Annotated in this window: 22 protein-coding genes; 4 read left to right on the top strand and 18 right to left on the bottom strand. The window is 29.2% G+C overall.

Going from position 1 to position 25615, the window contains the following annotated elements; translation table 11 throughout:
* Positions 1-4: 4 nt before the first annotated feature.
* The 6 genes from HNR33_RS18555 to HNR33_RS18530 all read right to left on the bottom strand — a co-directional run bounded on the left by HNR33_RS18555 (position 5) and on the right by HNR33_RS18530 (position 6955).
* The gene (locus HNR33_RS18555; protein ID WP_429086330.1) at positions 5-580 is read right to left on the bottom strand and encodes a GNAT family N-acetyltransferase; all 576 of its coding nucleotides are present in this window, start codon (positions 578-580) and stop codon (positions 5-7) included.
* Positions 581-705: 125 nt separating this feature from the next.
* Positions 706-2229 carry a hypothetical protein gene (locus HNR33_RS18550; RefSeq protein WP_429086327.1) on the bottom strand — a complete coding sequence of 508 codons (1524 nt, stop codon included), beginning with the start codon at positions 2227-2229 and terminating at the stop codon, positions 706-708.
* Between the two features lie 204 nt (positions 2230-2433).
* Entirely contained in the window at positions 2434-3174 is a 741-nt protein-coding gene (locus tag HNR33_RS18545) for a L,D-transpeptidase family protein (RefSeq protein WP_429086325.1), read from the bottom strand.
* A 23-nt stretch (positions 3175-3197) separates the two neighbouring features.
* A complete protein-coding gene (locus HNR33_RS18540) occupies positions 3198-3497 on the bottom strand; it encodes a recombinase family protein (RefSeq protein WP_429086323.1) in 300 nt (99 codons plus the stop codon).
* 226 nt (positions 3498-3723) lie between these two features.
* Positions 3724-4776 carry a reverse transcriptase family protein gene (locus tag HNR33_RS18535; protein ID WP_429086320.1) on the bottom strand — a complete coding sequence of 351 codons (1053 nt, stop codon included), beginning with the start codon at positions 4774-4776 and terminating at the stop codon, positions 3724-3726.
* A gap of 217 nt (positions 4777-4993) precedes the next feature.
* Entirely contained in the window at positions 4994-6955 is a 1962-nt protein-coding gene (locus tag HNR33_RS18530; RefSeq protein ID WP_429086317.1) for a retron Eco8 family effector endonuclease, read from the bottom strand.
* A gap of 402 nt (positions 6956-7357) precedes the next feature.
* Between HNR33_RS18530 and HNR33_RS18525 the strand changes: the two genes are divergently transcribed.
* Entirely contained in the window at positions 7358-7645 is a 288-nt protein-coding gene (locus HNR33_RS18525) for a hypothetical protein (RefSeq protein ID WP_429086315.1), read from the top strand.
* A 434-nt stretch (positions 7646-8079) separates the two neighbouring features.
* Here HNR33_RS18525 and HNR33_RS18520 read toward each other — a convergent pair whose 3' ends face one another.
* The 10 genes from HNR33_RS18520 to HNR33_RS18475 form a co-directional block, all read right to left on the bottom strand.
* The gene (locus tag HNR33_RS18520) at positions 8080-9942 is read right to left on the bottom strand and encodes a radical SAM protein (RefSeq protein WP_429086312.1); all 1863 of its coding nucleotides are present in this window, start codon (positions 9940-9942) and stop codon (positions 8080-8082) included.
* A complete protein-coding gene (locus HNR33_RS18515; RefSeq protein ID WP_429086309.1) occupies positions 9939-11531 on the bottom strand; it encodes an ATP-binding protein in 1593 nt (530 codons plus the stop codon). The genes HNR33_RS18520 and HNR33_RS18515 overlap by 4 nt, the downstream gene beginning before the upstream one ends.
* 17 nt (positions 11532-11548) lie before the next feature.
* Entirely contained in the window at positions 11549-13219 is a 1671-nt protein-coding gene (locus HNR33_RS18510; RefSeq protein WP_429086306.1) for an ATP-binding protein, read from the bottom strand.
* 12 nt (positions 13220-13231) lie between these two features.
* Entirely contained in the window at positions 13232-14407 is a 1176-nt protein-coding gene (locus HNR33_RS18505) for a hypothetical protein (RefSeq protein ID WP_429086304.1), read from the bottom strand.
* Positions 14408-15266: 859 nt separating this feature from the next.
* Complete coding sequence (locus HNR33_RS18500) at positions 15267-15623, bottom strand: cupin domain-containing protein (protein WP_429086301.1); 357 nt, start codon at positions 15621-15623, stop codon at positions 15267-15269.
* A 60-nt stretch (positions 15624-15683) separates the two neighbouring features.
* Complete coding sequence (locus HNR33_RS18495) at positions 15684-16904, bottom strand: DUF438 domain-containing protein (protein ID WP_429086298.1); 1221 nt, start codon at positions 16902-16904, stop codon at positions 15684-15686.
* 10 nt (positions 16905-16914) lie between these two features.
* A complete protein-coding gene (locus HNR33_RS18490; protein ID WP_429086295.1) occupies positions 16915-17142 on the bottom strand; it encodes a DUF1858 domain-containing protein in 228 nt (75 codons plus the stop codon).
* 338 nt (positions 17143-17480) lie between these two features.
* Positions 17481-18713 (bottom strand): LL-diaminopimelate aminotransferase, encoded by a 1233-nt coding sequence (locus HNR33_RS18485; RefSeq protein ID WP_429086292.1) that lies wholly within the window; start codon positions 18711-18713, stop codon positions 17481-17483.
* Between the two features lie 184 nt (positions 18714-18897).
* The gene (locus tag HNR33_RS18480; protein ID WP_429086289.1) at positions 18898-19689 is read right to left on the bottom strand and encodes a class I SAM-dependent methyltransferase; all 792 of its coding nucleotides are present in this window, start codon (positions 19687-19689) and stop codon (positions 18898-18900) included.
* Positions 19690-20150: 461 nt separating this feature from the next.
* Positions 20151-21320, bottom strand: coding sequence for a MalY/PatB family protein (locus HNR33_RS18475; protein WP_429086287.1), 1170 nt, complete (start codon positions 21318-21320; stop codon positions 20151-20153).
* Between the two features lie 233 nt (positions 21321-21553).
* On the opposite strand from HNR33_RS18475, the gene HNR33_RS18470 reads away from it, so the two are divergent.
* Together HNR33_RS18470 and HNR33_RS18465 are read left to right on the top strand one after the other, a co-directional pair.
* Positions 21554-21994 (top strand): LytTR family DNA-binding domain-containing protein, encoded by a 441-nt coding sequence (locus HNR33_RS18470; RefSeq protein ID WP_429086285.1) that lies wholly within the window; start codon positions 21554-21556, stop codon positions 21992-21994.
* A gap of 11 nt (positions 21995-22005) precedes the next feature.
* Positions 22006-22455 (top strand): DUF3021 domain-containing protein, encoded by a 450-nt coding sequence (locus tag HNR33_RS18465; protein ID WP_429086282.1) that lies wholly within the window; start codon positions 22006-22008, stop codon positions 22453-22455.
* Between the two features lie 37 nt (positions 22456-22492).
* Here HNR33_RS18465 and HNR33_RS18460 read toward each other — a convergent pair whose 3' ends face one another.
* Complete coding sequence (locus tag HNR33_RS18460; RefSeq protein ID WP_429086280.1) at positions 22493-22798, bottom strand: DUF5673 domain-containing protein; 306 nt, start codon at positions 22796-22798, stop codon at positions 22493-22495.
* Between the two features lie 90 nt (positions 22799-22888).
* Positions 22889-24916 (bottom strand): DUF5050 domain-containing protein, encoded by a 2028-nt coding sequence (locus HNR33_RS18455; protein WP_429086278.1) that lies wholly within the window; start codon positions 24914-24916, stop codon positions 22889-22891.
* 369 nt (positions 24917-25285) lie between these two features.
* Here HNR33_RS18455 and HNR33_RS18450 point away from each other — a divergent pair, with 369 nt between their 5' ends.
* A complete protein-coding gene (locus HNR33_RS18450; RefSeq protein WP_429086276.1) occupies positions 25286-25468 on the top strand; it encodes a hypothetical protein in 183 nt (60 codons plus the stop codon).
* Positions 25469-25615: the final 147 nt, after the last annotated feature.

Below are 25615 nucleotides of genomic sequence, written 5' to 3'. Positions count from 1 at the left end.
CCTATTATATTTCTATCACTTTTTCTTTTATAAAATCTTTTAACTTTCCTTTAAACTCATTATTTAATATATCCATGTATATATCATCGTATTTTTCTCCACCAATATTTACTGACTCTCTTCTTCTTCCAATAATTTTAAATCCACACTTTTCATAGCATTTTATTGCTCTTTTATTAAAAGAAAGAACTCTTAAGATAATATTGTTTAAATTAAGTAAATTAAAGCCATAATCTAGTAGTAAATTAATAGCTTCAGTCCCAAAGCCATTATTTAAATAATTAGGATTACCTATGAGTATACCTAGTTCAGCTGTTCCATTTATAAAATCAGTAAACATAAGTCCGCAATTCCCTATAAGTTCATCATTTTTCAAATCAACAATTGCAAAATTGTTCCCGTCATTAATCATACGTTTCATAACTTCTATTTTCTTATCTGAAGTAATAATCCTAGGTGCACATTGTAAATTGACTGACATTTCAAGATCATTTAGCCACTCTGCATACTTTTCAGCATCTTCAGTATTAAGCGGAGATAAATAAATTCTATCACCTACAAGCTTCTTGAAATATTTCATAGCTTCCCACTCCCTCATTTTTATTTTTTTATTATTAATTTATTTTTTCTATACATTATAGTAAAATCCTGCATTTACAACTAATTTTATGTAATTAATTTAAAAAAGCCTCGCAATCTAAAGAACTAGTCCTCTTCCTCGATAGTATATTCTGCAGGATCTATCTGATTAAAGAATAAATTAAGGAGCTTAGGAGTTGCTGGAGTAAAGTATCTAGTAAAATCTCTTTTTATGCATACTTTTAAATTATTTGAATTAGTATTACTATCTGCATAAATTTCTTCAAAAAAACTGTCAAAGGACTTTTTATATCTTTTAAACTCTAAGTCACCAGCGTCCTCTTTTTCGTCTCTAATTACTCTTAAGCGCTGCTTTAGGTCATAGTCAAAAACCATCATGTTCTCACTTTCAATGCACTCATCAATTTTTATAGATGAATTTAAGCCTGAAGTATACTGTAATTTTGTTATATCTCCGGTAAAATGCTTTTTTAGAAACTCACAGGATATCAAAGCTATTGGCATTCTCACAAGTTCATCTTTGTATTTAGATTCATCAAAATACGATAATATTTCTCCATCAAGCAGTACATTTTTATCATCTAATTTAAATTTTATTACTTGAACTACCTCTATACCTAATTCCAGCATGTTAAAGCAGACTAATACATTAGACAATCTATTTAGCATCTTTCCATCATGTTTTTTTATTTGTAATGACATATTTGTATTTACTTGAGTACAATATATATATTCATCATCTATACGAATATTTAAATCATCATATTTCTCTCTTAACTTTATATGCTTTTCATTAAAGTTAATTGAATTTTCTCCATTATAAAACGGGTAAGAAATTGGAATAACGACATTCTCTCTATTATCACAATTAGGTTCGCTTTTAAAAACTATCAGTTCCTCGTCAAATTCTCTATACATAATTTTTGTAGGATTATTTAGTTCTTCATCAATACTATGTATTAGCTTGCCATTTTCATCAAAGCTTCTTTCGCTCGAACCAAGAAATACATTCCAACCATAAGGCTCCTTATCCCTAAAAAACATTGGTATCCAGCATTTTCCCTTATACTCTACTATTGAAATTATTCCTCCTGATGCCCACCTAAGGAACTTTTTATCACTTTTTAATCTAATTTTCTTATAAATACTTTTATCTGTATTATTAAGAAAAGATTGTATCTCTTTATCTTCTTGCGTTAGTTGTTTTGTTTTTTTCTGTTTTCTTATTATTTCTTGAACTAAATTATCTTTACCTCTGTTTGTTATAGCCGCATATTTTACATCTCCTCTATCAATTGAAACATTAATGCTTTCTCCATTTTTATCTAAATAAATATCTTTTGTTAATAACTCAATAGCAAAAACTTCATTTGTAATTCTTTTATTCTTTTTTAGACTACTCCTTAGTATAATTCCTCCAGGAATTTTTTCATAGAAAGGATCAAAGTCAGTATCGTTATCATTTTTTGCAGACTCACTCATTTTCCGTTGCTTTTTACCTTGAAACAATTTACTTCTTTCTAATTTAAGTTTTAGCTTTCTTATCTGAATTTTTATTACATCTAATTTATCAATTATTGCAATAACAGAAGCAATTAGTCCTATAGCACCTACAATCCTACCTATCATTTTAATAGCCCCCCAGTTAAAATAAATGTATTTGTATTCCATTAATAGTTACTATAAATTCTATTTATGACTTTAATATCCTTCTGTTATTTCATAATATTTACACATTCATCCCCTCATGGGCTGAAGTATACACAATACTAATACATATCTATTTTTTTACAGTTAAAATTCAAAATAAAAAAGTAGGTTGAATTATTAAACCTACTCCATCACTATAATATCTAGTTTTTTATATATATTCTGCCCTACCCTATCAGTAATCGACATGTTGTTATCCTTTAAAAATCTAAATAACGCTGACTTCATCCCATCTCCATATATACCATCTATGGAACCATAATAATACCCCTTCATCTTAAGTCTTTTCTGTACCTCTTGAACATCTGCTCCTCTATCACCTGGAGCTAAAGTTCTATATCCATGATTAAGAGGTCCAAAAGGTCCACCAACGATTGTCACAGGTGTGTGATATTTAACTAGCCTATACAACTCTTCAACGTCTTTGTTTCTCATTCTTATACAACCATGAGATGAGTTGTAACCGATAGATCCTGGTTTATTTGTGCCGTGTATACCGTATTTGCCCCAGGGTACATTTATACCCATCCATCTAGTTCCAAACCCTTCTCCCCACATACCTTTTTGTATTATCTTAAAACTGCCAATAGGAGTAGGAGTTTCTCTTGCTCCTGTTGCCACCACATATTTCTTGACTAATGTATTGCTTTCTGTATCTATTAGATACAGCATCTTTGTATCAATTTCAACTAGTATTGCTAGCTTTTTATCTTTTAGGCTTTCATCTGAAAGCCAAGACACTTCTTTTAATTTATAATCTATGTATTCATCATCTGTTATCCAGTTATGAATAAAGCTTCCTAGTATAATAACTGTTAATATGCAAGCAAATCCAAGTGCTATTAAAGCTGTACGTCTTATCATCCCATCCCTCCTTATCTATTTAATTATATGGTGAGGATGGGAAAAATAAAACTTGTACATTGAAATGTGGTAATAAATAACACATTAATATCCTCTAGCATCCTATTAAATCCAGGTCTAACAAAATTCAAGCCAGTAAATCCATCATCAACATAAATATCAACCATATTCCATCCTTTTTCCATAACATACTTTGTTAGAATGGATTTTTGATTACTGATAGAATTGGATTCTGATTTATCATCATCTTCACTACTTAATCTACAGTATATTGCAGCATTATATATTTCTCCTCGGTAATTATCTGAAAAGAAATCATTCATATATCTTCATCCTCACTGTGTATTTCAGATAACTACCTGCCTATATAATAAAGACAAGTATCATAATTATACTAATGTATATTAAGTATGATACTTGTCCTATGTACAATAATATTAACTTATTCTAATAACTTCAATAACAATTGTATACTTTAAAACAACTATTTTCCTATTAAATAATTATTCACCATGATATATGATTATAATTACTAATAACTCGTCCAATCTATTCTAGTATTTCAATTTGATCAACTAAGTTTTCTATTCTATTAATAAGTCTTTTAGTTTTTTCATAAGTATATTTTTCATCTCTTTGAGGTAACCAACTAATTAGAAAAGACCTATAACCACATAAGTAGTTAACTAATTGATTTTTATTCTTAAAATAGCCATCTTCCATTTCTTTACGAAAATGAAATTCAGTACTATTTAATCTCATTAAATATTCTTTAATATTAGTAGGCTTACCACCCTTATCAAATAAAAACAATATTTTTGAAATATCATATAATTTACTTCTTGAGATTCTTAAGTTTTTCCCAACTACAAATCCATTTAATGATATTTGTGTTGTCCCACGTTTTAATTTTAAGTAATTTATTAAAAATCCTTTAGTCTTTAAAATATTACAAATCATGCCAAGAAAAAAATTATCAAATATTCTTCTGTCATAACTCGAAAAAAGCATATCATCAGCATATCTACTATATGTAACATTTAACTTCTCACAATATTTTTGGATTCTTAAGTCTAATGGTCTAAAAACTATATTTGATAAAACAGGTGATGTTACAGCACCTTGAGGTAATGTGTCTCCAAGGGTTATTATATCAATAACTAAATTTAATAAATCTTCATTTTCTTTATCATTCTCTAAGTTAAAATAATATTCTAATATTTCTCTAATGATTTCAGAATCAATAGAATCAAAAAAATTCTTAATATCTACTCGCAAATAATATTTTTTGCTTTGCTTTTTATTAATATGAGGCTCTAAAAAGTCTTTATATGAATATCCTTTAACAAAACCATATACACTTGTTGCTATAGGAATATTATTAAAAAAATTATTCGTTAGATTTCGTTGTATTCTATAGAGTAAACTATCCTCTGCTATACAACTAATAATTCTTTTACCAGACTTTTTAGCAACTTCAAATGTGGTATAAAAATCATTCTTATATTTAATAACCTCAATAACTGTTTCTTTTTTAGCTTCAATAATCTTATTAAAGAAAAAATCTTCATTGTATATAGTACTTATTAGTATAGATGTCACCTCACTTACATAATATATTACAATAGAGTGAGTACTTTCTCAAAGCCTCGCGTAAGCGTAAACAGGCACATGACTGATAACAAGTAATCTAATACTAGTACCATTAGTCTTTAAAAAACACCTTGGTTTTTTGATATAACTGAGAGCTTGTCAGGCCAATTCAGAATCAACATACATCAAGGTTCAGTAATAAATACTGAGATTGCTACTCACTTTACTATTTTACTATCTCTTCAATTTTATCAATCAACTTAAATAATTCTGGGAAGTAATCTTTAAAAGAATCAATTCTAGCTTGTTTAGTATGATTACAATTATTTATATAATTCTCAAAAAAATAATTAACAAACTCTGTAACCCATCCGTTAGTTTTTTTTTGATTTTTTATTTCATTTATCTTAAATTTTATTTTTTCAGCATCACTACTTTGTGTTTCAATTTTGGTAACAAGATTATCATATTTGCCTTCAAAAATTAATCTCAATGCTGTATTCCTATAGCAAGTGTCTTCTTTATGAGTATAAACTTCATTAAGTATGGATTGGTCTCTATTTTTTAGTAGCCAATCATAAACAGTTTCATTAATATTGTTATTTATTATGGCTCCTTCAATAGTCGTTTCAAATGTAAAAACATTGTATTGCAAGCAATACTCATTAATTAATTTTTTAAGCAACCAAAAATAATCGTCTTCTATGTATCCCCAATCACTATCTGGATCAAAAATACAAGTTTTCAGTATACCATCTATTCTTTTTCTTAAAAAATATGTATTACTTCTTTTAATTCCATAATAGTACTTTTCTTTTTTTTGAATATAGCTATTGCCTAAAGGATTAACCAAAAAGTCTCTTCTAATGTTGAACTGTCCTTTTCCTACATTATAATTAATTACTTTATCTAAATCAATAATTAGCAGATACGGTATACTTATATTCATTTCATTTGGAAGGATAGTTTTCAATTTAACATTATCTGAGTCAAATGAGTAAAAATCAACTTCTTTCAGAAATGGAAACAACTCATTCAAGTTTCTATTCGAGAATAATTCTATCTCAGTAGCTCCTTCCACACAAACTATAGCTCGTGAAAAATAATAACTTGCCTCTTTCTCCGATATTTTATAGTTTTGTCTTTTATCAGATAAATTTCTCATCCTTTTTAAACTTGTATATTCATTTTGAGATGAAATGTGAAAAATACTATTTTCATTTATACCATTCATTATATTTCTTACCATTCTAGGAGAATGTGTAGAAATAAGTAATCTTACTGAACTAGGTAGTGTTTCAAATGTAGCTGCCAAATCATCTATAAACTTCGGATGTAATCCAATCTCTGGTTCATCAATTACCAACAATGGCTCTTTTATTTTTCTTTGAGATATCTTAGATATCAAACTAATAAATAGTTTTATGTAGTTATATGAATTAATACCATCTGAATAGAAGTTTAACTCTTGTCCATTTTGGGTAAATGTTTTCCCCCCAAATTCAATTTGATAAAAATTAATGAATTTTTGTTTCAAATTAAATTTTTTCAAATCAATATTATTAGTATCTAGTTCATTTTTAATATACTTTAGAACTTTTAAAAAATTATCGCCATAAAATTCTTTAAATACTGATGATAGTTTATCTATTAGCTCATCATCAATACTAGATTTTATTTTGCTTAAATCTCCAATTATTTCCCACAATTCGTCCCAATCGGTTAAATTGATATGTCTTGTTTCAATCATATAAATAGGGAAAACATTTTTTAAGAAACTTCTTAAATCATAAGGTATATTCCATATAAGAGTATTGTCTTTATAATGTTTTAATGTAGCTTTAACTAGTCCATTTTCATCAGCAAATTTTGCAGTAAAAGAAAAAACTTTCTTAAAAAATGGATTGAGATCTTCATCTTTTTTTTCTCTATTATTAGCAATTATTAATAATTTATTAAAATCATATGTAACTGTAATTTCACCATAATAATTATAAGGATTAAGTTTATCTATAATATTTTTATCAATATTAATATCAACTAAATTTTTATAAAAATGAGTAACTGCTTTCATTAAATTAGATTTGCCGGTCCCATTCTCACCAACTATGCAGTTAATATTATTAAGTTCTACACTAATTTCTTTTATGGATTTGCAATTTTTAATCTTAATACTCTTTATAGGCATATAAGTTCCTCACATCAAATCTATTCATTTTTATCAGTACTTAAATTCTAAATACAATCTAACCATATACATCTTCTGTACTCATCTAATAATTCCTGCTTAATTTTTTAGATTTTTATAATAATTTCTAAGTATAGTATTATATTCTTTTTAATGAAAATTTTTTTAGTTTAGCAGGTGATTGTTAACCAATTCATTCAATTATTCAGTATCAATATACCCAAAGTTATTCTATAATGCTTATATATCTAAGTATATCTTTTAATTTTCAAGTCAAAACTACTCTACGCCTTATGTCTAACGCATATAAAAAATTAGGGATTAGAATTAGGACACATAGAAAAACTATGGATTAGGGAAGGTTATAAAGATAAAGAAGAAGAAAAAAATTTTGGACTAGAGGTGTTAAATCTGTTAACTAATTACTATTATTATCCTTTAAACAATGGTAAGAAAAATCTAATGATAGAAAGTACTGTAAAAAGAGATATGGGCAAACAGTTTATTTTATGTGGCGTAATAGATAAGAGTTTTATTAGAAATGATGATAAAGTTAAAATAACTGACTTCAAGACAGGAAAAACTATTGTACATAATAGCGAATTCCAGATAGATTTACGGCTTCCTTTCTATGTACTTTTAGCAGAACAAGTATTAGGTCTGTATAATACTTCGAATATATTTTCTTAGGTAGTGCTTATGAATAATATTACTCAATTTTTTAAGGATGAAAGTATGTAAATAACTTTGTTGTATAAAGAAATAATATACACTATTTTGCATAAATGTTTAATTAGATATAAATACTAATTGCATAAGGTAAATTTAATATAATAGAGCTAGAAGATACTATGTAGTATCTTCTAGCTCTATTATAATTCTTATAATAATATAGTATGCTCTCAAGAATGCATACCAACTAATATTCACTTCAAATAGTTATCAAATATTAATTGCTCATACAAATAAATAACTTAATAAAAATACACTTCTTATTTTCCAACAAATATCGTAGGTAATATGAAATAATACAGTTCTACGCTATCTACTTAATATCAAATAGTCTATTTTTTCTATATAAACACAACTTAATATACCTACATAATAAAAGAAAAATGAGCTTTCTATTTCTTAAGATTTAACACCTTTTCAGCATCTTCTCTCTGAATAGTATAGTATTCTAATACATGTAAAATATCCTTATCACTCGTTAATTCTTCAATATTGTTAAAGTCATTAGCATGAATGATTCTCTTTAATTCATCTAGCTTTTTAGAATCAATATTATTAAAGTCTGTCCACCACTGTTCCGTCATTCCACTATTTTTATAATGCATGCGATATACTATCATGGTTTCTGGCATATACAGAAGTTTTTCAAACTCTTTTTCATCTATACCAAAAGCCTCTTCAAAAAATGACTTTCCTCTTCCAACTTTCCCTTTAGTTGAGTTTAGTACTGCTTGAATAGCACGAATAAATTTTCTATTCCAATGTTTGCCTGTATATGTTCTATTTCTAAAATAATCGGGGTCTTGAATAGGATGATATTTCATTGGAAACGAATAAATACTGACGCCCAAATCTTCACATAAATCAATATTTAACTTCATTCTATAATATAAATCGACTGGATAGTCATTGTAGTTATATAACAAGTAATTAGACATATTAGTTATTCCAAATTCAGCTGCTACACGAACAGCTCTCTCATATATGTCTCTCAGTTTCCAGTCATCAAAAGCTATTCTAAGAGGACGTATAGGAATCTCAGCTAATTTTTTCATTCTTTCTTTTGTAAGTAATCTTGCGTCAATTCCTTGGTTAAAATCAACATACCTTTCTTTCGGCTTATTGTTATAAAATCGCTCAAAAAATGGAGAAAAGTAGTCATTCAAGCTCATTATTAAGTCTTTTTGAGCAGTATTTTCTTCTAATAACTTGTTCTCTTTTAAAATCTCAAACATTGCTATCTGGTCTTCGTCATTAACCTTTGTATTTAATTGTTTGTATTGCTTAACTATACTTTTAATATATCCCCTATCATTATATCCTGACTGCAACCCTTTAATGGCAACAGCATATTGATTAGGTGCAACATATTTAGTGTTTTTATCAAATCCACATGCTTTAATCTCATCAATTATTTCATTAAATCTCTCTGAAGCAAGAACATTATTATCTAAGAGTAAAAGGTTCCTTTTCTCACCAAAGTGTTCTTTTACATATTCAATTTGGTCTTTAACACTGATGAAGTTATTATATCTTGGCTCTATTTTGGGAACTGCACAAAAAGCACACTTGTTTACACATCCCCTAGTCATATATCCATAATATCCGTCATGCTCAGGGTATACATAGTCTATCTCTTCTAAAATAGAATAATCTAGCGGCAAGTGGTCAATAATAATGCTATTGTCAGAGTCGTATTCTCCACCTTTGTCCAATAAACCCACAAATGGATAAATACCGGTTTCCCTTTCAATTTCATTTGGAACCACGGAAGCTGCAATTCCTCCTATTTTTACTTCGTTGATATCTTTACATAATTTTTTAAAAAAGTTAATTGTACTAATTGTTTGTTGCCAATAAAATGTAAATAAAGTAGTAATGCAAATTCTATCCCATTTTGGGTTCTCAAAATATTTCTTCTTGGAATAATAATCACGATAGAATTTAAGATTCTCATGAACGATAGAATCCTGACTAAGCTGACATAATTGCTCATAGTTTTTTCTTAGTCCTTTTTTTAAATACCCTAAAATCAGTTCTTTATGCTCTGTCCAATCAACTTTATTATCATTATTCTTAAGTTTCTGAAGTAATTCTTGATAAGTTTCTTCAAGTATAAATTGTTGTAAATCACCTTTATAAAACCTTACATCATCTCCTAACATTTTATGATATGTTGAGAGTTTCATTAGTCCCATGGGAGGATATTTGTTTTTATAATTTGGTTCAACTAGTAGTACTTTTCTTGCCATCATTTCTTCAACTCTTCCTGTATTTTTTTTATTAAATTTTGGCTTAAATCTGGAGGCAAAATATCATTAATTATGCTGTATATCTTGGACACCAATTTACGTTCTTTCTTACTTAATTTAGAAAGCTCATCTACTATCAAAGTAGGCCTTTTAATCGATTGCTTTTCAAGGGGTTGAGCAGGGGGCTCATTAACTTCAGTAGTTTTACATATCATATCACTTTTGATTTTCTGTTGGTAATTTTTCTCAATCTTTTTAATAACTTTATCAAGAGGCTCACCATAAGCCACTTTAGCTTTCAAATTTCTTATTTCTTTTATGGCCTTTTCATTTTCAGCTTTTTTCTGCTCTATTTCATGTTCAATTTTTTCTTGTTCTTTTTTATCTACAAAACCATTTTTTTGCTTTTCCTGATATTCTATTTGCTTTTGCTTCAAACTAATATCTTTTTTGAAAGCATTCTTAGCCTTATTAGCACCATGGTATAATTTATGAAGGGTATCGGCAAAATAATATTTTAAATGCGCTTCGAGTTCTACTCTAGCTATATTTTCATTAAAATAGTCACGTCGTGCATTTGGAACAAGCTCTTTATGTACTGCGTGAATTTCACCAACAAAGTAAGAATTACCCCGTGGTTCTTTAAAAAATCCTGAAAGTGTCCTTTCATCACCTAGTTGTATATTAGCTTGTCTAAGTCTAATGCCTTTCATATCATTCACAGACTCTGGTATAGTCTTTTCAAATGAACTAATACCATACCACATCCATGCCAATAATTCACCATTGCTCCTTTCAAAAGTTTTTATTTGGATATCAAAGATATCGTCATATTTTCGTTTCTGTCCTGTTTTATTATCATATAAATAAGTAGTATATAACTTAAATACATCTTCATCATTAATGAAAATTTTATATTCATTCAGTGGAAGACTATGTTTTTTAAGAAAGTCATATATCTTAGTTCGGAAATAAAATTTACTTTGATATGCTATCGGAGCATTACTAGATACATATTTACGAACCGCTTCAATATTAAGTAATTCACTATTTTCCTTGCGTATTCCAAGCATTTCCACAATAAAAAAATGTTCTTCTTCACCACAAGGTTCTTCGTCATACTTAATCACTTCCTGAAGTACTTCCTCAGCGCTATCTTTCACAGTATTATCTTCTATTAATTGGACTAACTGTTTAGCGTCCCAAGTCATGATTGTTTTTACTCTTTCACCTTTATAAGATGTTATAAATCTAAGAGTATCACAATATGCTAATCCTCCTAATCTACCAATACCTCTAAAGCCTTTATCAACACCTTTTTCTTTTTCTGAGTCTGCTACATAAGCTAACTTTTTTGCAACATCAACACGTGGAATTCCTGTTGCATTATCTTTTATAGCAATATACCTTAAATTAGGTTCAATATTAATCTCAATACACAAATCTTCTTCTGGAAACATATTAGTTGAGATAGCTTTATCTATTTGGTCTGCAGCATTTTGAATATATTCCCTAAAAATAATTTTTGACTCTGAATACATACCAATCGTTAAATTTTCAATTGCATTTTTTCCTATTTTGATGCCGTGCATAAAATTCGCCTACTCTCTCACTTAAATTGTTTATACAATGGTTTTGGAAATTTAATATTAAGTAAAGATCTAAATATAGGGTTTTGAATAATATACTCGCCTTGCTTTAATCGAGTCATCATGTTTTTGTATACATTAGGGATATATTTATAGTCACCCTTGGATAGCTCAATAGCGTTGGTTCTACCATAAGCAAAGGTAGAACTGTTACCAGTCACACGACTATGTATTGCACTCTTAAATTGCTCTGCTCCAAATAAAATAATTCCTAAAGAACGTCCTCTTTCAGCTATATCCAAGATCTGCTTCAAAATTGGTGAATCCTTAGGTGTTTCAGTAGAAGCAAACTTATTTAATTCATCAATAAAAATAATAATCTTAGATGGTGGTTTTTTGCCTTCAGTTGTATCTTTTTCTCCTAATTGAATATTATATAACTCACGCACTGTATAACCAAAAACAAATGCTTGCATATCTGAGTCTAATTTTGCAATATCAATAACAAATACGTCATTCCTTTGAATATCTTTAATTTTCTCTGCAATTCGCACTTCTCGGTTATGTTCATTTACATTAGAAAATAAATAATTATTCTTAATCGATTTTTTAACCATCCTAGTAAATTTTCGCCAACTAAGAACAGATATGTCTTTATTATTTGAATTTCCTGCTTCACAGCGATCTTCTAGCTTAGAAATAAATGACTGCCAATCTGAAATTGAACCAAATCCATCTTGATTATCTATAATACGGCTAATAATAGAGTCCATTGTTTGAGTAGAATCATCAATATTGGAAAACATTAAATCAAGACTTTCTTTATCTTTTTCATATTCAAATTTATACTGATAGGCTTTATTCAAATCAGTTTGCTTTTTAAACAGTTCTTTATCTACATAAGTGTTAGATTTTTTTTGATTTGAGTAAGGATACAAATAAGTAACTTGTTTGAATGGTGATGTTTCAAGTCCAAGTGTTTTATAAAATTCTTTTGTATTGTGCTCTTCTTTAATATTATTATCAAAATCATTAGGTTCGTCAAGAGCTAACAAATCCTTACCTTTTACATTAAACACAACGAACGCAATATCTTCAGTTTCTTCACTAGCGAGACATTTATCTTGAATAGATTTCAAAAGGAACATTGCATAGGAAGTCTTAGCTGCTAAACCAGAAATACCCGATATATTCAGGTGAGCACCGTCTGGTCCTATAAGAAATTTAGCGTCAATGTTAACTGGAATCATGATTTTTTCTTTTTCATTAGTTCCCTCATACATTTCTAAATAACCACATACCAACGGATTTTTTATATTATCTAAACCCAGTGCTTCGATTACTTCTTCCTTTGTTGCCAAAAATACTTTTGCATTGCTTTGCACTGGAATAAAAATATTTTTGGTATTTCCAACAACTTTGGCCTTTACATAGTTCATTCCTATGCGGAATGTACCCGCTTCTGCATCAACATCGCCAAAATCATTTGATATAAAATCAGACAAAAAACTAGCTGAATCTGTAATATGGGATATTTCCTCAACCACCGCAAAAGTATTACTTTGATTTACATGTTTCACCTTAACCACATCAAAAGGATTCAAAATTAAGTCCTTACTTGTCCAAAAGCAAAAGTCATCAATGGTTGTCGGTACTTTCTCTGTAGCTATCACACGACCTATTAAACTCATTATTTGACCCTCCTAAAATAATTTCATGAACATATTATTACTTAGATACTTACTCTTAACAAAAGATTCAGTTAAATACACTGGATAAATATGATTCGCCCATCGTGAATCCGTACCATAGCAAACAGGATTACGTTCATTCAATAAGAAAGCAGATATATTATCAATCTCGTCAGACGGGATACCATTTTGTTTTTCAAATTCTTTGACAACCAGTTTTTCTATTTTTACAACTCCATCAAATATACTTTGCGTGTATCTAGCTTCCCTTAAACGTAAATACCAAATACAAAAATATACATCTTCCCCTGCTCTTGTAGACTGATACATATAAGCTGGTGTTCGCTCGAAAGGCTTAAGTTGTGCAATAAAGTCAGAATTTGACCCTCCACCCTTAACAAAACACTTAGTCGGGTCAAAGGATTTAGAAACACCGATTACATATTTATAGTAATTAGCAATTCTTTTATCACTTAAATTTTTAGCATTTTTATTTTTATGATGTGATACCTTCTGGTAATCAATAGACCCATCTTTGATTAAATAATTATCCTGATTTAACTTTCCACCTAAGACCAATTCTGCAACAATATCTTTTTCTAACGATACCATATAGTCTTGTATAACAGCAACGCCCTTTTTTTCTAGTTTATCATCTTTATCTCTCGTATAAGTTAAAATATCATCAAATTGAATATTAAATTGTTTACAGAGTTTCGGTATCCCGTTAACTTGCTTAAGTAAGTCAGCAGCCCTTACTCTCTCGTCCCACCCATCTCTAAAAGCGATATTAGGAAGAACGATTACCATTTTTCTATAGAACAATTCTGGAGATAGTTTTTTATTCTCACGTTTACAACAACCTACGCCAACTTGTCCTGCCAATACAGGGTATACATTTTTGTTATATGACATATCATCAATTTTATAAGTATGACGAGACCCATCCAAAAAATATGTAAAAATTGATTTTAAACCTTTCCGTCTATCAGCTTCTAATTTTAAATTAACAGGTTTTTTATGTTTTTCCGTTTCTCCGTACTCTTTCCATTCTACATTGGTATTATCGTCATATTGAATACCAGAGCGTTCCTCAGTATCATGGCAATACTTATATGACTTGAAACTCATACCATATGTCTCTTTTTCAATCGTTTTTATTATTTCACCCATTTTTTTGTCCTCCACTCTGCATTCTATTTTTACATCCCCATATAGTTGCATAAAACACTAGGATCAATATTTGTCGTACAAAGCTTTTGAACTTGATTTTCAATTATTCTTCATACAAAGACCATTTTCTGATAATAAAAATTCTAAAAGTAATATCCAAAATATACAATTTCTCGATTTTATTATAGTTGTTCTGAACGTAAAATGTCAACAAAGCACAATACAACCTCTCTTGTAAGTTTAATCTTATTTGGATGTTATCTAGAAATAGCTTTTGTTATGGATTATGCACTGAATGTAAATGATTCTCTTATCATTATAATCATACCTTTGTATTGGTATTTATTGTCATTTGTTGTATATAGTTTTAAATTATTAATTCTAATTCACTTTTTCTTCAATTTAGGGCAACCTTGATAAACTCAATTTAAAGTATTAAAGAATAGTTCTTTCAATAATGCTACTGAAATCAATTACATGAATTTTTACTATAGTACTTCATTCTACATATATTTAAAATAACCTTTGTCTAATATAGTCGTTTCATGTCATCAAGTTTTTTAAAACTTCCTATGCTAGTTTTCTATGAACTAACTCCTCATTTCATAAACAACAAAAGGATACCAAAAGGTATCCTCTCAATTTTATATAGGCAGGTAGTAATTTAATCTTATACGCTTGTACACCCCTGTATATTTGGTATAAATTCCAGAAACATCGATGGCTATATTTAGCCATTTGTTAGCATAGTATTCCTATAAGTTGATAATCCAGGGTACGTTTATACCCATCCATCTAGTTCTAAGCCTTTTTCCCCTCATACCTTTTTGTACTATCTTAAAACTACCAACAGGAGTAGACGTTTCTCTTGTTCCTATTGACCATCTTTAATTTCTTCGGCATATATTTTAGGTATTGGCCTTGGTGCTATAACAACAAAGCAAGAGAGATTTTCATTAGAATTATTTTTAAGGCTAAACTCTTCTTCTCCCACACAGTATATAACATCTCCTGAAGTTATACTTTGCGTGTTATCGTCTACAGTAAGTAATCCTCCTCCAGTTAAAACGTGAAGTATAAGATCACTGTCCTCATGTCTATGAGGTGGAATCTCCTGTTCTGGCATGAGGTTTAAAATAAAGTTAAGTACTTTTTCTTCACTAAATAATAGTCTTTTAGTAAAACTCTGTTCTGAATAAACCATTTTATCTGCAAGCTTTTCAGTTTTCATTTGTAGCGTCCTCCAATTCTTATTTTATTTTTCGCAAACTATAATATTTGTAAAGTAAAATTATTCTGAGAGCAGTCTTTTTTCGCCTTCAATATCCTGTATCGGCTTTATATTCTGAGTTACTTCAACAGTACCCATATATTCTCCATTTTTGTCTCTAACTGCAAAATATCTTATATATACGAACATATTACCCATCTTAATCCAAAAGTCCTCATGATCCTTTTTCCCTGATTTGAAATCCTCCAGAATCTTTTCAACGATATGAACACTAGCAGGAGGATGACAGTTTTGAACTGTTCTTCCTATGACAGATTTAGTTCGTGCAAAGATTCTTTCTTTACCGTGGGAGAAATATTTTACAACATCATCTCTATCAATATAAGTTATATCAAATGGAAGATGATTAAATATATTGCTTATTTCATTTGCTGTCAATATACCTGTTTCGAACTTAATATAACCATTTGAAGCGTACTTACCCTCTTCTTCCTCTTTCTTTTCAACATCTACTCTTTCAGGTACCCATCTATCCTGTGGTTCCACTAGACAATAGCCTATCTGAGAGCTCTCATTCATTATATTAACCCATTCATCTTCAGTTAATGTATCTAATGCCATAGGATATAGTATACTTTCTTCTTTGAAAATCATTTCATTAATTTTTTCTAGTACTGCTTTATATTTGTTAAGTATCTCTTCTTTATCACAATTATAGAGTTGTAATAATTTTTTGACCTCTTTAATTTCACTTCTTATTTCATCATCTACGCCCCACATAACCTTCGGTGGCGCAGTAATACCATACTTCTCTAAGTACGGAAACAGTATATTTTCTTTTCTGCTATAATGTTTATCAATGTCTAGAAGCAGGTTAATATCTTCAATTAATTGATAAATATTTTCTTTGCTGTCTGATTCTTTAAATGCATCCAAATGTGGAGTGATAACTTCATTAATATGCTTCTCGAGTGCTCTATTCTCTAGCTTAAACGTATGCACAGGGTGCCCCGGGATTTCAGCAGGTGGTCTATGAATGTCTTCTATATTTCCTTTAAATATGGAAGCATGGACATCACAAAGCCTTTGTACTTCTTCAACTGGCATACCTTCCATTATGATTTCTTGTTCAATTTCTGCAATTTCTGTTGAAGAAATATCACTGAAGGTTTCTTCAAATTTAGGTTTCACTTCTTCAAGTTTTTTACCGTTATGAAGCTCCATTATAAGTTCCTTTAATACCTTCTTTCTATACTCTCTGTTATTGATAAACTCACTCATAAAAATCCTCCTATTCTATAATTTTAAATCCATTTTGAATAAAAGCCTCTTTAATCTTGGATATATCTATGCCTTTTAATTTTGCACCTTTCTGAATTGTCATAAATCTACCTGCTGTATTTATCATTCCTGGTGTCGATATATCTTCAAACCCTAACTCCTTCATTATTTCAATTGTTTCTGGATATAATTTGTATAGTTCATAAACAGACTTATTCAAATCAATAATCTTGCTCATGGCAGCCTCCTTATTACATACTTAAGAAATATTTGATGTCTGTAATCTATTAGTATCTATATAAAAGTATGTATATTCCTTATATAAGTTATACCCAAAAGCAGTTTCTAATCTCAAAAAAAGAGAATGCTAGAAACATTCTCTTCTTATATTCTTTTTTATTCTAATACTTTCAAGCTCGTCTATTGATGTATCCTTTGCCTAACAATTGAATAAATGACCTCTAAATACCTGCCAACTCTTCAATGACATTAGATTCTAGATAGTCATTTACTTCTTTCATTAGTTTTATATCTAATTGTATAGTAAACAACTGATTTTCTCACTACCAACTAAGTTCAAAACATTAACTCAAGCTCTAAAAGTCTATTCTTTATCTCATTTATTATTCTTATCTCTTCTTTGTGGTCTTTTGCCTCAAAGGTTACTGAGAATCTTATGTATGGTTCTGGAGTATTCCATGGAACAGTAGAAATGGATGCCTTATTTAGTAGGTATAGTGAGAAATCTTCTGCATTTTCAAATATTTCTCCCGATCTAGTTCCTTTAGGAATAGGAACATAGCAATAGAAGGTTGCTTTAGGTTTTTCCACAACGAATCCAACTTCGTTTAAGGCAGCAACTAACATATCCAATCTTCTTGAATACTTTTCACAGTATCTCATAGTTATTTCATGATGATTAAGTGCAAGTACCCCTGCTTTTTGAATAGCTCTAAATTGTCCAGAGTCGCAATTAGCCTTAACATTGCCGAATATGTTTATTATTTCAGAGTTTCCTGCAATAAAGGCAAGTCTCCATCCAGTCATATTAAATGCTTTAGATAATGAATGAATTTCAACCCCTATATCCTTAGCTCCATCGATAGATAGAAAGCTAAGCGGATTGACTTCATCAAATGTTAATGCTGCATAGGATGAATCCGCAACAACTATAATATTATTTTTATGTGCAAACTCTACTACTCTTTTATAAAAATCTTCTGTTGCAATTTGTCCTGTTGGATTATTGGGATAATTAATATATAAAAGCTTTGATCTATATAATATTATATTTGGTATCTTAGAAAAGTCTGGATAAAAATTATTTTCCTTAGTTAGAGGTAGTCTATACACAACCCCTCCTAAGTATTTGGTATGAGTTGATATTATAGGGTAACTTGGTAATGTAGTAATAGTAATATCTCCTGGATTTATGAAACATAGTGGTATCATAGATAAAATTGACTTAGCCCCTATACCATGTAAAATCTCACTACAAGGGTCAATATCATCCACTCCATAAACTTCTTTAAGATATTTTGCTGCCGCTTCTTGAAATTCTATTATTCCATTGTCAGCATAAAATCTATTTTCTGGTTTTCCTGCTTCTTTTGAAAGCATTTCAACAATCATAGGGTCAGCAGGTGAATCTGGCTCTCCTACGCCCATATCGATTAGTTCTTTATCTGGGTATTTTCTTTTGATTTCTTCTTTGGCCATTTTTATCTTCATGAATTTATAATCTTGTTTAGCTATATCAAAGCTTTTATCTCTAAATCTATCTGCAATAACGTTAGTTATAAAGCTCATGATTTTCTCCCCTTTACATAATAATAAATATTTTCCAAAATGCCACCCATTTCCCTCATAGATTATTTTATTCTTAAAAAAATAAAGTGTTCATTGGATAAATACTTAAAATTATAAAGAAGAGAAATCTTTATATGTCTTATATAAATTGTCAAGATTAAGCTGTTATCTGCTGTCTAGCAGCTTATCCTTTCTTTTGAGCCCAAAAAATAGCTCGTTTCGAGTCTTCTGTATAGGTTTTGCCATTCCAATCGCCGTATTTATTTATGATTTTGAATCCATGTTTTTCTAGCCATGACTGTACTTCATACGTGCTTACTGGATGCTTTTGTTGGATATACATACTTTCAATTATTTCTCCCGTTTTTTTCGTTATTTTTGCCTTTCTTTCAAATTTGGCCAATCGATTTTTTATATCATACCAAATAGTCTTTCTTGTCGTTTCAACAATAGAACCATCTTGTGTGGTACCACATAAAGACTTCCTAACTACTCCTTCTTCCTGCCAACTAGAGTCTAGATCACCTTCCATATGATCATTATCTACATAAATGTATCCTTCTGCATTCAAACTTTTATATGCTTTTTCAATACATAATTCCTGTTCTTCCTGTGAAGCCAACTCATAAAAACAATTTCCACCTAATATGACTAGGTCAAATCCAACTGGCCACTCATAATTTAATACATTTTCTTGTATTAACTCAACATTTTCTATCGGTGAGCTTGCGCTTTTTAGTTTTCTTTTATACCAATCAATCATTCCCTTAGCATTATCAATTCCAACAATTTTATGGCCATCATTAGCTAGTGATAATGTTATTCTTCCTGTTCCACAAAATGGCTCTAAAATATTCATTTTCTTATTATGTATAAGTTTTTTTATCAATAAAACATCGTCGGTAAAGTTTTCAATTTCATCATAAATTTCAGCAATATAAGTTTCAATATCGTATACTTTACTACTATCACTCATTGCTTACCCTCCTTAACTTCTCGATAGAAATTTCTCATTTTTTCTTTAAACATAGCTAATGCATCCCTCTTAATCTATCTATATTAAGTATATATTCTAGTCTTCACCTTTTACAGAGAGAGTTTGGTTAAATTTAATTTATACATTGTTCCTCAGAGAAATTTCTACATAGCTGTAGATTACCAGACGAATTTAAGGATGTTCAAGTATTCAGCTATTATATTTATTATATTAATTTCTCTAATCGAGCTAGTTTATATAGAGTAAAAAAGATGTAAATAAATACTCAAATTTTACTGTTAAATAATATTTTTTCTACTGTAATAATTAAAAATTAACTACATATAAAAAGACAAGTATCATATCTATACTAATGTTTATAAGATATGATACTCATCTTTTATTACCTTTAATATACTGATTCAACTATTAGTGAATTACTAACATGAAGATACGATCTTTTATAAAGCTTTAACAGCTTGTTCAATTCTTTTTAAAGTTTCTTCTAATATGGAACGAGGACATGCTACATTAAATCTTTGAAATTGTTCTCCTTCTTTTCCAAATATTTCTCCATCATCCAAAGCTATTCTACATTTATTAATAAAAAAGTCTCTAAGTTCTTTAGGATTCATATGTAACTTTGAACAATCTACCCATATTAAATACGTTCCCTCAGGCTTAATCACCTTTAGTTGAGGAATGTTCTTTTCTATATATTTGGTAAAAAAGTCTATATTTCCTTCTACATACTCCAGCACCTCTTCTAACCAGTCTTCACATTGGCTATAAGCTACTTTCAAAGCCTCCATTCCAAATAAATTAGGTTCTGTAATAGAGCTGTTTTCTAATTCATTGTTATATACTTTTCTTAAGTTATCATTAGGTATAATTATATTTGATACTTGTAATCCAGCAATATTAAAAGTTTTGCTAGGAGCCGTACAAACTATACAGTTTTCCTTTATCTCAGAGGAAACTGTAGCCATTACTGTATGATTATATCCTTTATGAATCAAATCAAAATGTATCTCATCAGATATTATTATTATGTTATTTTTAAGGCAAATTTCTCCTAACTTTAATAATTCATTTCTTGTCCAAACTCTGCCTACAGGATTATGTGGATTGCATAAAAATAACAATTTAGTCCGAGGACTTATTTTCCTTTCTAAATCTTCATAATCCATAACATATGTATTATCCTTATATATTAAAGGATTGTTTATTATTTGGCATCCATTATTCCTTATAGCACTATAAAAAGGATAGTACACTGGACTTTGAACAATAACTTCATCTCCAGGGTTAGTGAAGGCCTTTATTGCATGACTAAGTGCTGTTACTACACCAGGAGTAGTCTTGATCCATTCTTTCTTTACATCCCAGTTATGCCTTTTCTTCATCCAGCTTATTACAGCATCATAATACGAGTCAGAAACAAAAGTATATCCAAATACACTGTCTCTTGCTTTTTTCTCTAAAGCCTCTTGTATAGCAATGGATGGTTTAAAATCCATGTCTGCAACCCATAGAGATAGCAAATCATCTCTACCATATCGTTCTATTAACAAATCCCATTTAACAGAATCTGTTCCTCGTCTTTCTATGACCTCATCAAAATTATACATTTTTCTTCTCCCCTCTCTTCTAGCTTAGAAAGTTTTTATCATATTGTTATTAGATTTGATCTCTAAGTGATATGTCCAATATTATATATAGTACCAAACAAGAACACTTATTACTTCTTTATTACCACTTATTGATTAAGATTAACCACTTATATTAAATTTGTAGCACTATAATTCAAAATACACTATAATAAAATCACAGTTAACTGGTATGGCTATGGGAGGTGAATCGTATGGAGGTAGAAGTAAAAATTGATGAAAAATGTACTACCCCCAAAATAGTAATACATACAAATGAGATAACGACAGAAATAAATGAATTAGTGGAAAGGTTATCAGAAAAACAGCCATTTAACCTTATTGGTTATAAAAATGAAAAATTAGAAATTTTACAATTGGATGAAATTGTCCGCATCTATGCAGAGCAACAAAAAGTATATGCAAAAACAGATAAGGATGTTTTTACACTCAAATTGAGATTATACGAAGTAGAAAACAAACTATACTCTTCTAATTTTATACGTATATCAAACTCAGAAATTGTTAATTTTAAAAAGATTAAGAATCTTGATATAAGCTATAACGGCACTATTTGCATTATTTTTAAATCGGGTGATAAATCCTATGTTTCTCGACGTTATGTAATGAAAATAAAAAAATTCTTAGGAGTATGAGGTGAACTATTATGTTAAGAAAAGCACTTAAGCGCGGAGGTTTGGGATTCATTTTAGGTGTATTCATTAGCTACACTATTTCTATATTGATTTCACTTGTTTGGGCAAATGGTTATTATTCTCCAGTTGTACCATCTGTCATTCAAATATCTAAGAATGAAATTAATGCAGTTATATTACAATTCCTTTTGTCGGGTGCTTTAGGAATAGCTTTTGCATCAGCGTCCATCATTTGGGAGTTTGATAGCTGGAGTATTTTAAAGCAAACCTTTGTCCATTTTTGTGTTTCTACTTTGGTCATGTTACCTATAGCTTATGTTTGTAATTGGATGGGGCATTCTATTTGGGGTTTGATAAGTTATTTATTAATCTTTGTAATAATTTATATTATCGTTTGGTTCATTCAATATAATGTTTGGAAAAGAAAAATACAAATTATTAATAGTAAAATACAAAATTAATATCCAGCAATCACCCGCTCATAATGAGTGGGTGATTTTAAGAAATAAACTTATCTAATGTTTTTTTGATTTTTTCAGCTTGTTCTTCATTGATTTCAAATTTTATTTTTTTATATTTCTTAGTTAATATTGTTTTTTTGTTTGTAAACAATTGTAATACATCATTCTCTGATAGTTCGTAACTCTCTATATCTTCCCATTTAAGCATACCTTTGATTGTATTAATCCCTCGTTCTCTTACTTCTCCATTCTTCAGTTGGACAACTATATTATAAGCACACAAAATAATCCAAGATGCACATATAATTATTTCTTCAATATAATACAACTTGTTTAATCTCAAGAAATCAGATATATAGCTATAAATCCATATTTAGGATCTATTTGTTTTAAAAAAGTCATTTTGTTATATCTCCTTTTTGGTATTATATATTTAGTCAATAATCTGAACTATTTTCCCATTCATATTCATTTTTATAATCTTCTTACCCTCTAGGTATTTACAGTAATAGATTTTACCATCTTGTATTTTCAGGTTTCCAATCACTCCATTTGCACTAGTAAGCGTTGTTTTATTTGTTCCATCTAAATCTGATTTAATAACTTCAAAATAATCATCATCTGGAATGCTTCCTACACGATACTTTATATAGTAAAGACTATCTCCTTTAATCTTAATATCATAAGCTTTGTCATTTTCTATTACTGTTTTATCACTTCCATTATTTTTTATCCTACAAATTGAATCATCAGATGGACTATAATATACCCAGTTATCTTTTGTTAAAATGTTTTGAACAAAATAAGCATCTGATAGCTTAGTTTTCTGTTTTCCATCTATATTCATCTTATATATACTTTCTATCTGTTCGTCTGTATAATAAATTTGATCTTCATATATAACAAACCCATCTATGTAATAATCAGTTAACTTTGTATCCTTGGTTCCATCTAATGACATCTTATATAATCGATGATTATCTTCTCTATTAAGGTAGTAAATCCACTCTCCTTCTACTTTGATTGCTTCTAGCTGTAATTGTGTATAAAATTCTGTACCTCCGCCACGTATATCTTTAACAAATGGTGATTTAATAATATGTTTTTCATTTATGTCTTCAATATTAATTCTACACAATAGTTTATCTGATTCATTTGTGTAATAAATCCAGTCATCTTGTATTTTAACTATATCAGTAACATTGCTGTCTAAGTACTCAGTTTTATTAGTTTCTAAGTTCATACTATACATGCTCTTCTCTTTAGTCTCAGTAATATAAATAATATCATCCTTGTAAATCTCTGAATATGATACTCCTGCATCACTTATTTTTACTTTTTCTAAAGTATTAATATTTACCTTATATAGTTTATTACCATCTAACCCGTTTATATAAAATATCCAATCATCTTTAATATCAAAATTATTAGGATTACCATAGCTTATTATATATTTCTCTTCCAATCCAGTTATATCTAAGCAGTACAATTCTTTATAATCGTATACTTGTCCCTCATAATAAATGAAGCCATCTGCAGCATATATATTGCCACAATCTGAAGAATATAATCTAGTAACTTCTGTTCCATCATTCTTCATTTTATAGATACTGTTATACATATCCTCTCCATCTACAAAATAAATCCAATCTCCTGCCATTGTATAACTAGCTATAGATATTTCTTTAAGTTCTGTTTTTTGTCCTCCATCAAGCTTCATTTTATATAGATATGAATATACATCATGCTTATTCATGTTCAAATAATATATATATCCATTTGAAACCATAATATCTTTACTCTTATCTGTATTAATCTGCTCCATATTAGTTCCATCTATCTTGATTTTATATATGCTATTATTATCTTTACCATTGCAGAAATAAATCCAATTATCGTTAATAACCATATAGCTTGATTCAACATCGTTTACTTTTGTCTTCAGTGTTCCATCTAATTTCATTTTATATATCTTACCATCTTCCGATAGGTTGCTGTAGTATATCCAGTCATCTGCAATGTTTAAGTTAGTAACTGCACCATAGCTTAATCTTTCTATCTTTTCTTTTTCTATGTTCATACTATAGCTGCATAATTTAGCTTTTCCAGTTCCATCTTCTCTGATTTTGTATAATTCATTATTTTCATCTATGTTGATATAGTAAATCCATCCATCTTTCTGAGCAACAAACTTTGGTACATAGCTTTCTCCTGAAATCTTCTTAGGTATTTCATTTATTTTCGAATCAATTGAACTATTAATGTCTTCATCATACTCTTCTTGCTCTATACCTAAATTTTCTTTATTAATATCACTTGTTTCAGTAGTATCGTCTTCAATGATTTCTACCTCATTGCTATTGACTTCATCAATTTCATCATTTTTTGAACAGCCAATAAGTAGTAAAGTAAATGCTGATATTAGACAGAAAAATATAATCTTAAGTTTTTTGACCACCATTTTACACTCCTCCAATAACCACTAATAGTTGATTAAAAATCATAAAGCCTGCCCTCAAGTTACAATGTTTGACTTTAGTCTTTTTATCACATCTAATTTTTAATAAATTAGTATATGATTTGTATCCGCTTCCATTATATAACAAATATTCAAAAGAAGATACCCTTAAAAAAGTGAATTAAGTAAATCAAATAATAAAAACATGTATTATACTCAACAAACATCTTGTTTTGACATAAAAAAAGTATATATATTTCGTTGATATATACTTAGCTCAATATCTTTGGACATTATAAGCTCTAATGTGATAAAATACACTAGAATACTTTTAAATATTTATCTTGCGATTTTTCTCATATTTGAAGGGGTGTGATTACTATCAGTAAAAATAGTTTTTTTAAGACAGAATTTGATTATGAAGAAGATGATTATGATCGATTGAAAAATATAAGCAAAAATAATAATAAATACAAATGCTTTACTAACAAAGCAACTATGAAAAAAACAGAGTTTGATTATGAAGAGGATCCCTATGAGCCAGGAAAAAGCTAGCAGACAATTTCCTGCTCTCTTGTCTATTTTTCATGCTCTCTGCCATTTCTAGAATCAGCACCACCCGTCTAACGGGTGGTTTGCTCTGCCCCTATAAGGGGCTGTTACCGACCAGCGCCTAAAGACGCTGGCCTTCACATTGTTCAA

The sequence above is a fragment of the Brassicibacter mesophilus genome (assembly GCF_050433385.1).
GTDB classification, from domain to species: domain Bacteria; phylum Bacillota; class Clostridia; order Tissierellales; family Proteiniboraceae; genus Brassicibacter; species Brassicibacter mesophilus.
Note: the sequence above shows the minus strand (reverse complement) of the source record. Positions and strands in the feature narration are given on the sequence as shown.

Bases quoted from the DNA above. Each gene is read 5' to 3' on its own strand.
- HNR33_RS18515 (WP_429086309.1), bottom strand. From the start codon at position 11,531: ATGCACGGCATCAAAATAGGAAAAAATGCAATTGAAAATTTAACGATT.
- HNR33_RS18475 (WP_429086287.1), bottom strand. From the start codon at position 21,320: ATGTATAATTTTGATGAGGTCATAGAAAGACGAGGAACAGATTCTGTT.
- HNR33_RS18555 (WP_429086330.1), bottom strand. From the start codon at position 580: ATGAAATATTTCAAGAAGCTTGTAGGTGATAGAATTTATTTATCTCCG.
- HNR33_RS18520 (WP_429086312.1), bottom strand. From the start codon at position 9,942: ATGATGGCAAGAAAAGTACTACTAGTTGAACCAAATTATAAAAACAAA.
- HNR33_RS18465 (WP_429086282.1), top strand. From the start codon at position 22,006: ATGTTAAGAAAAGCACTTAAGCGCGGAGGTTTGGGATTCATTTTAGGT.
- HNR33_RS18510 (WP_429086306.1), bottom strand. From the start codon at position 13,219: ATGAGTTTAATAGGTCGTGTGATAGCTACAGAGAAAGTACCGACAACC.
- HNR33_RS18480 (WP_429086289.1), bottom strand. From the start codon at position 19,689: ATGAGTGATAGTAGTAAAGTATACGATATTGAAACTTATATTGCTGAA.
- HNR33_RS18455 (WP_429086278.1), bottom strand. From the start codon at position 24,916: ATGGTGGTCAAAAAACTTAAGATTATATTTTTCTGTCTAATATCAGCA.
- HNR33_RS18485 (WP_429086292.1), bottom strand. From the start codon at position 18,713: ATGAGCTTTATAACTAACGTTATTGCAGATAGATTTAGAGATAAAAGC.
- HNR33_RS18500 (WP_429086301.1), bottom strand. From the start codon at position 15,623: ATGAAAACTGAAAAGCTTGCAGATAAAATGGTTTATTCAGAACAGAGT.
- HNR33_RS18545 (WP_429086325.1), bottom strand. From the start codon at position 3,174: ATGATAAGACGTACAGCTTTAATAGCACTTGGATTTGCTTGCATATTA.
- HNR33_RS18540 (WP_429086323.1), bottom strand. From the start codon at position 3,497: ATGAATGATTTCTTTTCAGATAATTACCGAGGAGAAATATATAATGCT.
- HNR33_RS18550 (WP_429086327.1), bottom strand. From the start codon at position 2,229: ATGATAGGTAGGATTGTAGGTGCTATAGGACTAATTGCTTCTGTTATT.
- HNR33_RS18490 (WP_429086295.1), bottom strand. From the start codon at position 17,142: ATGAGCAAGATTATTGATTTGAATAAGTCTGTTTATGAACTATACAAA.
- HNR33_RS18530 (WP_429086317.1), bottom strand. From the start codon at position 6,955: ATGCCTATAAAGAGTATTAAGATTAAAAATTGCAAATCCATAAAAGAA.
- HNR33_RS18495 (WP_429086298.1), bottom strand. From the start codon at position 16,904: ATGAGTGAGTTTATCAATAACAGAGAGTATAGAAAGAAGGTATTAAAG.
- HNR33_RS18470 (WP_429086285.1), top strand. From the start codon at position 21,554: ATGGAGGTAGAAGTAAAAATTGATGAAAAATGTACTACCCCCAAAATA.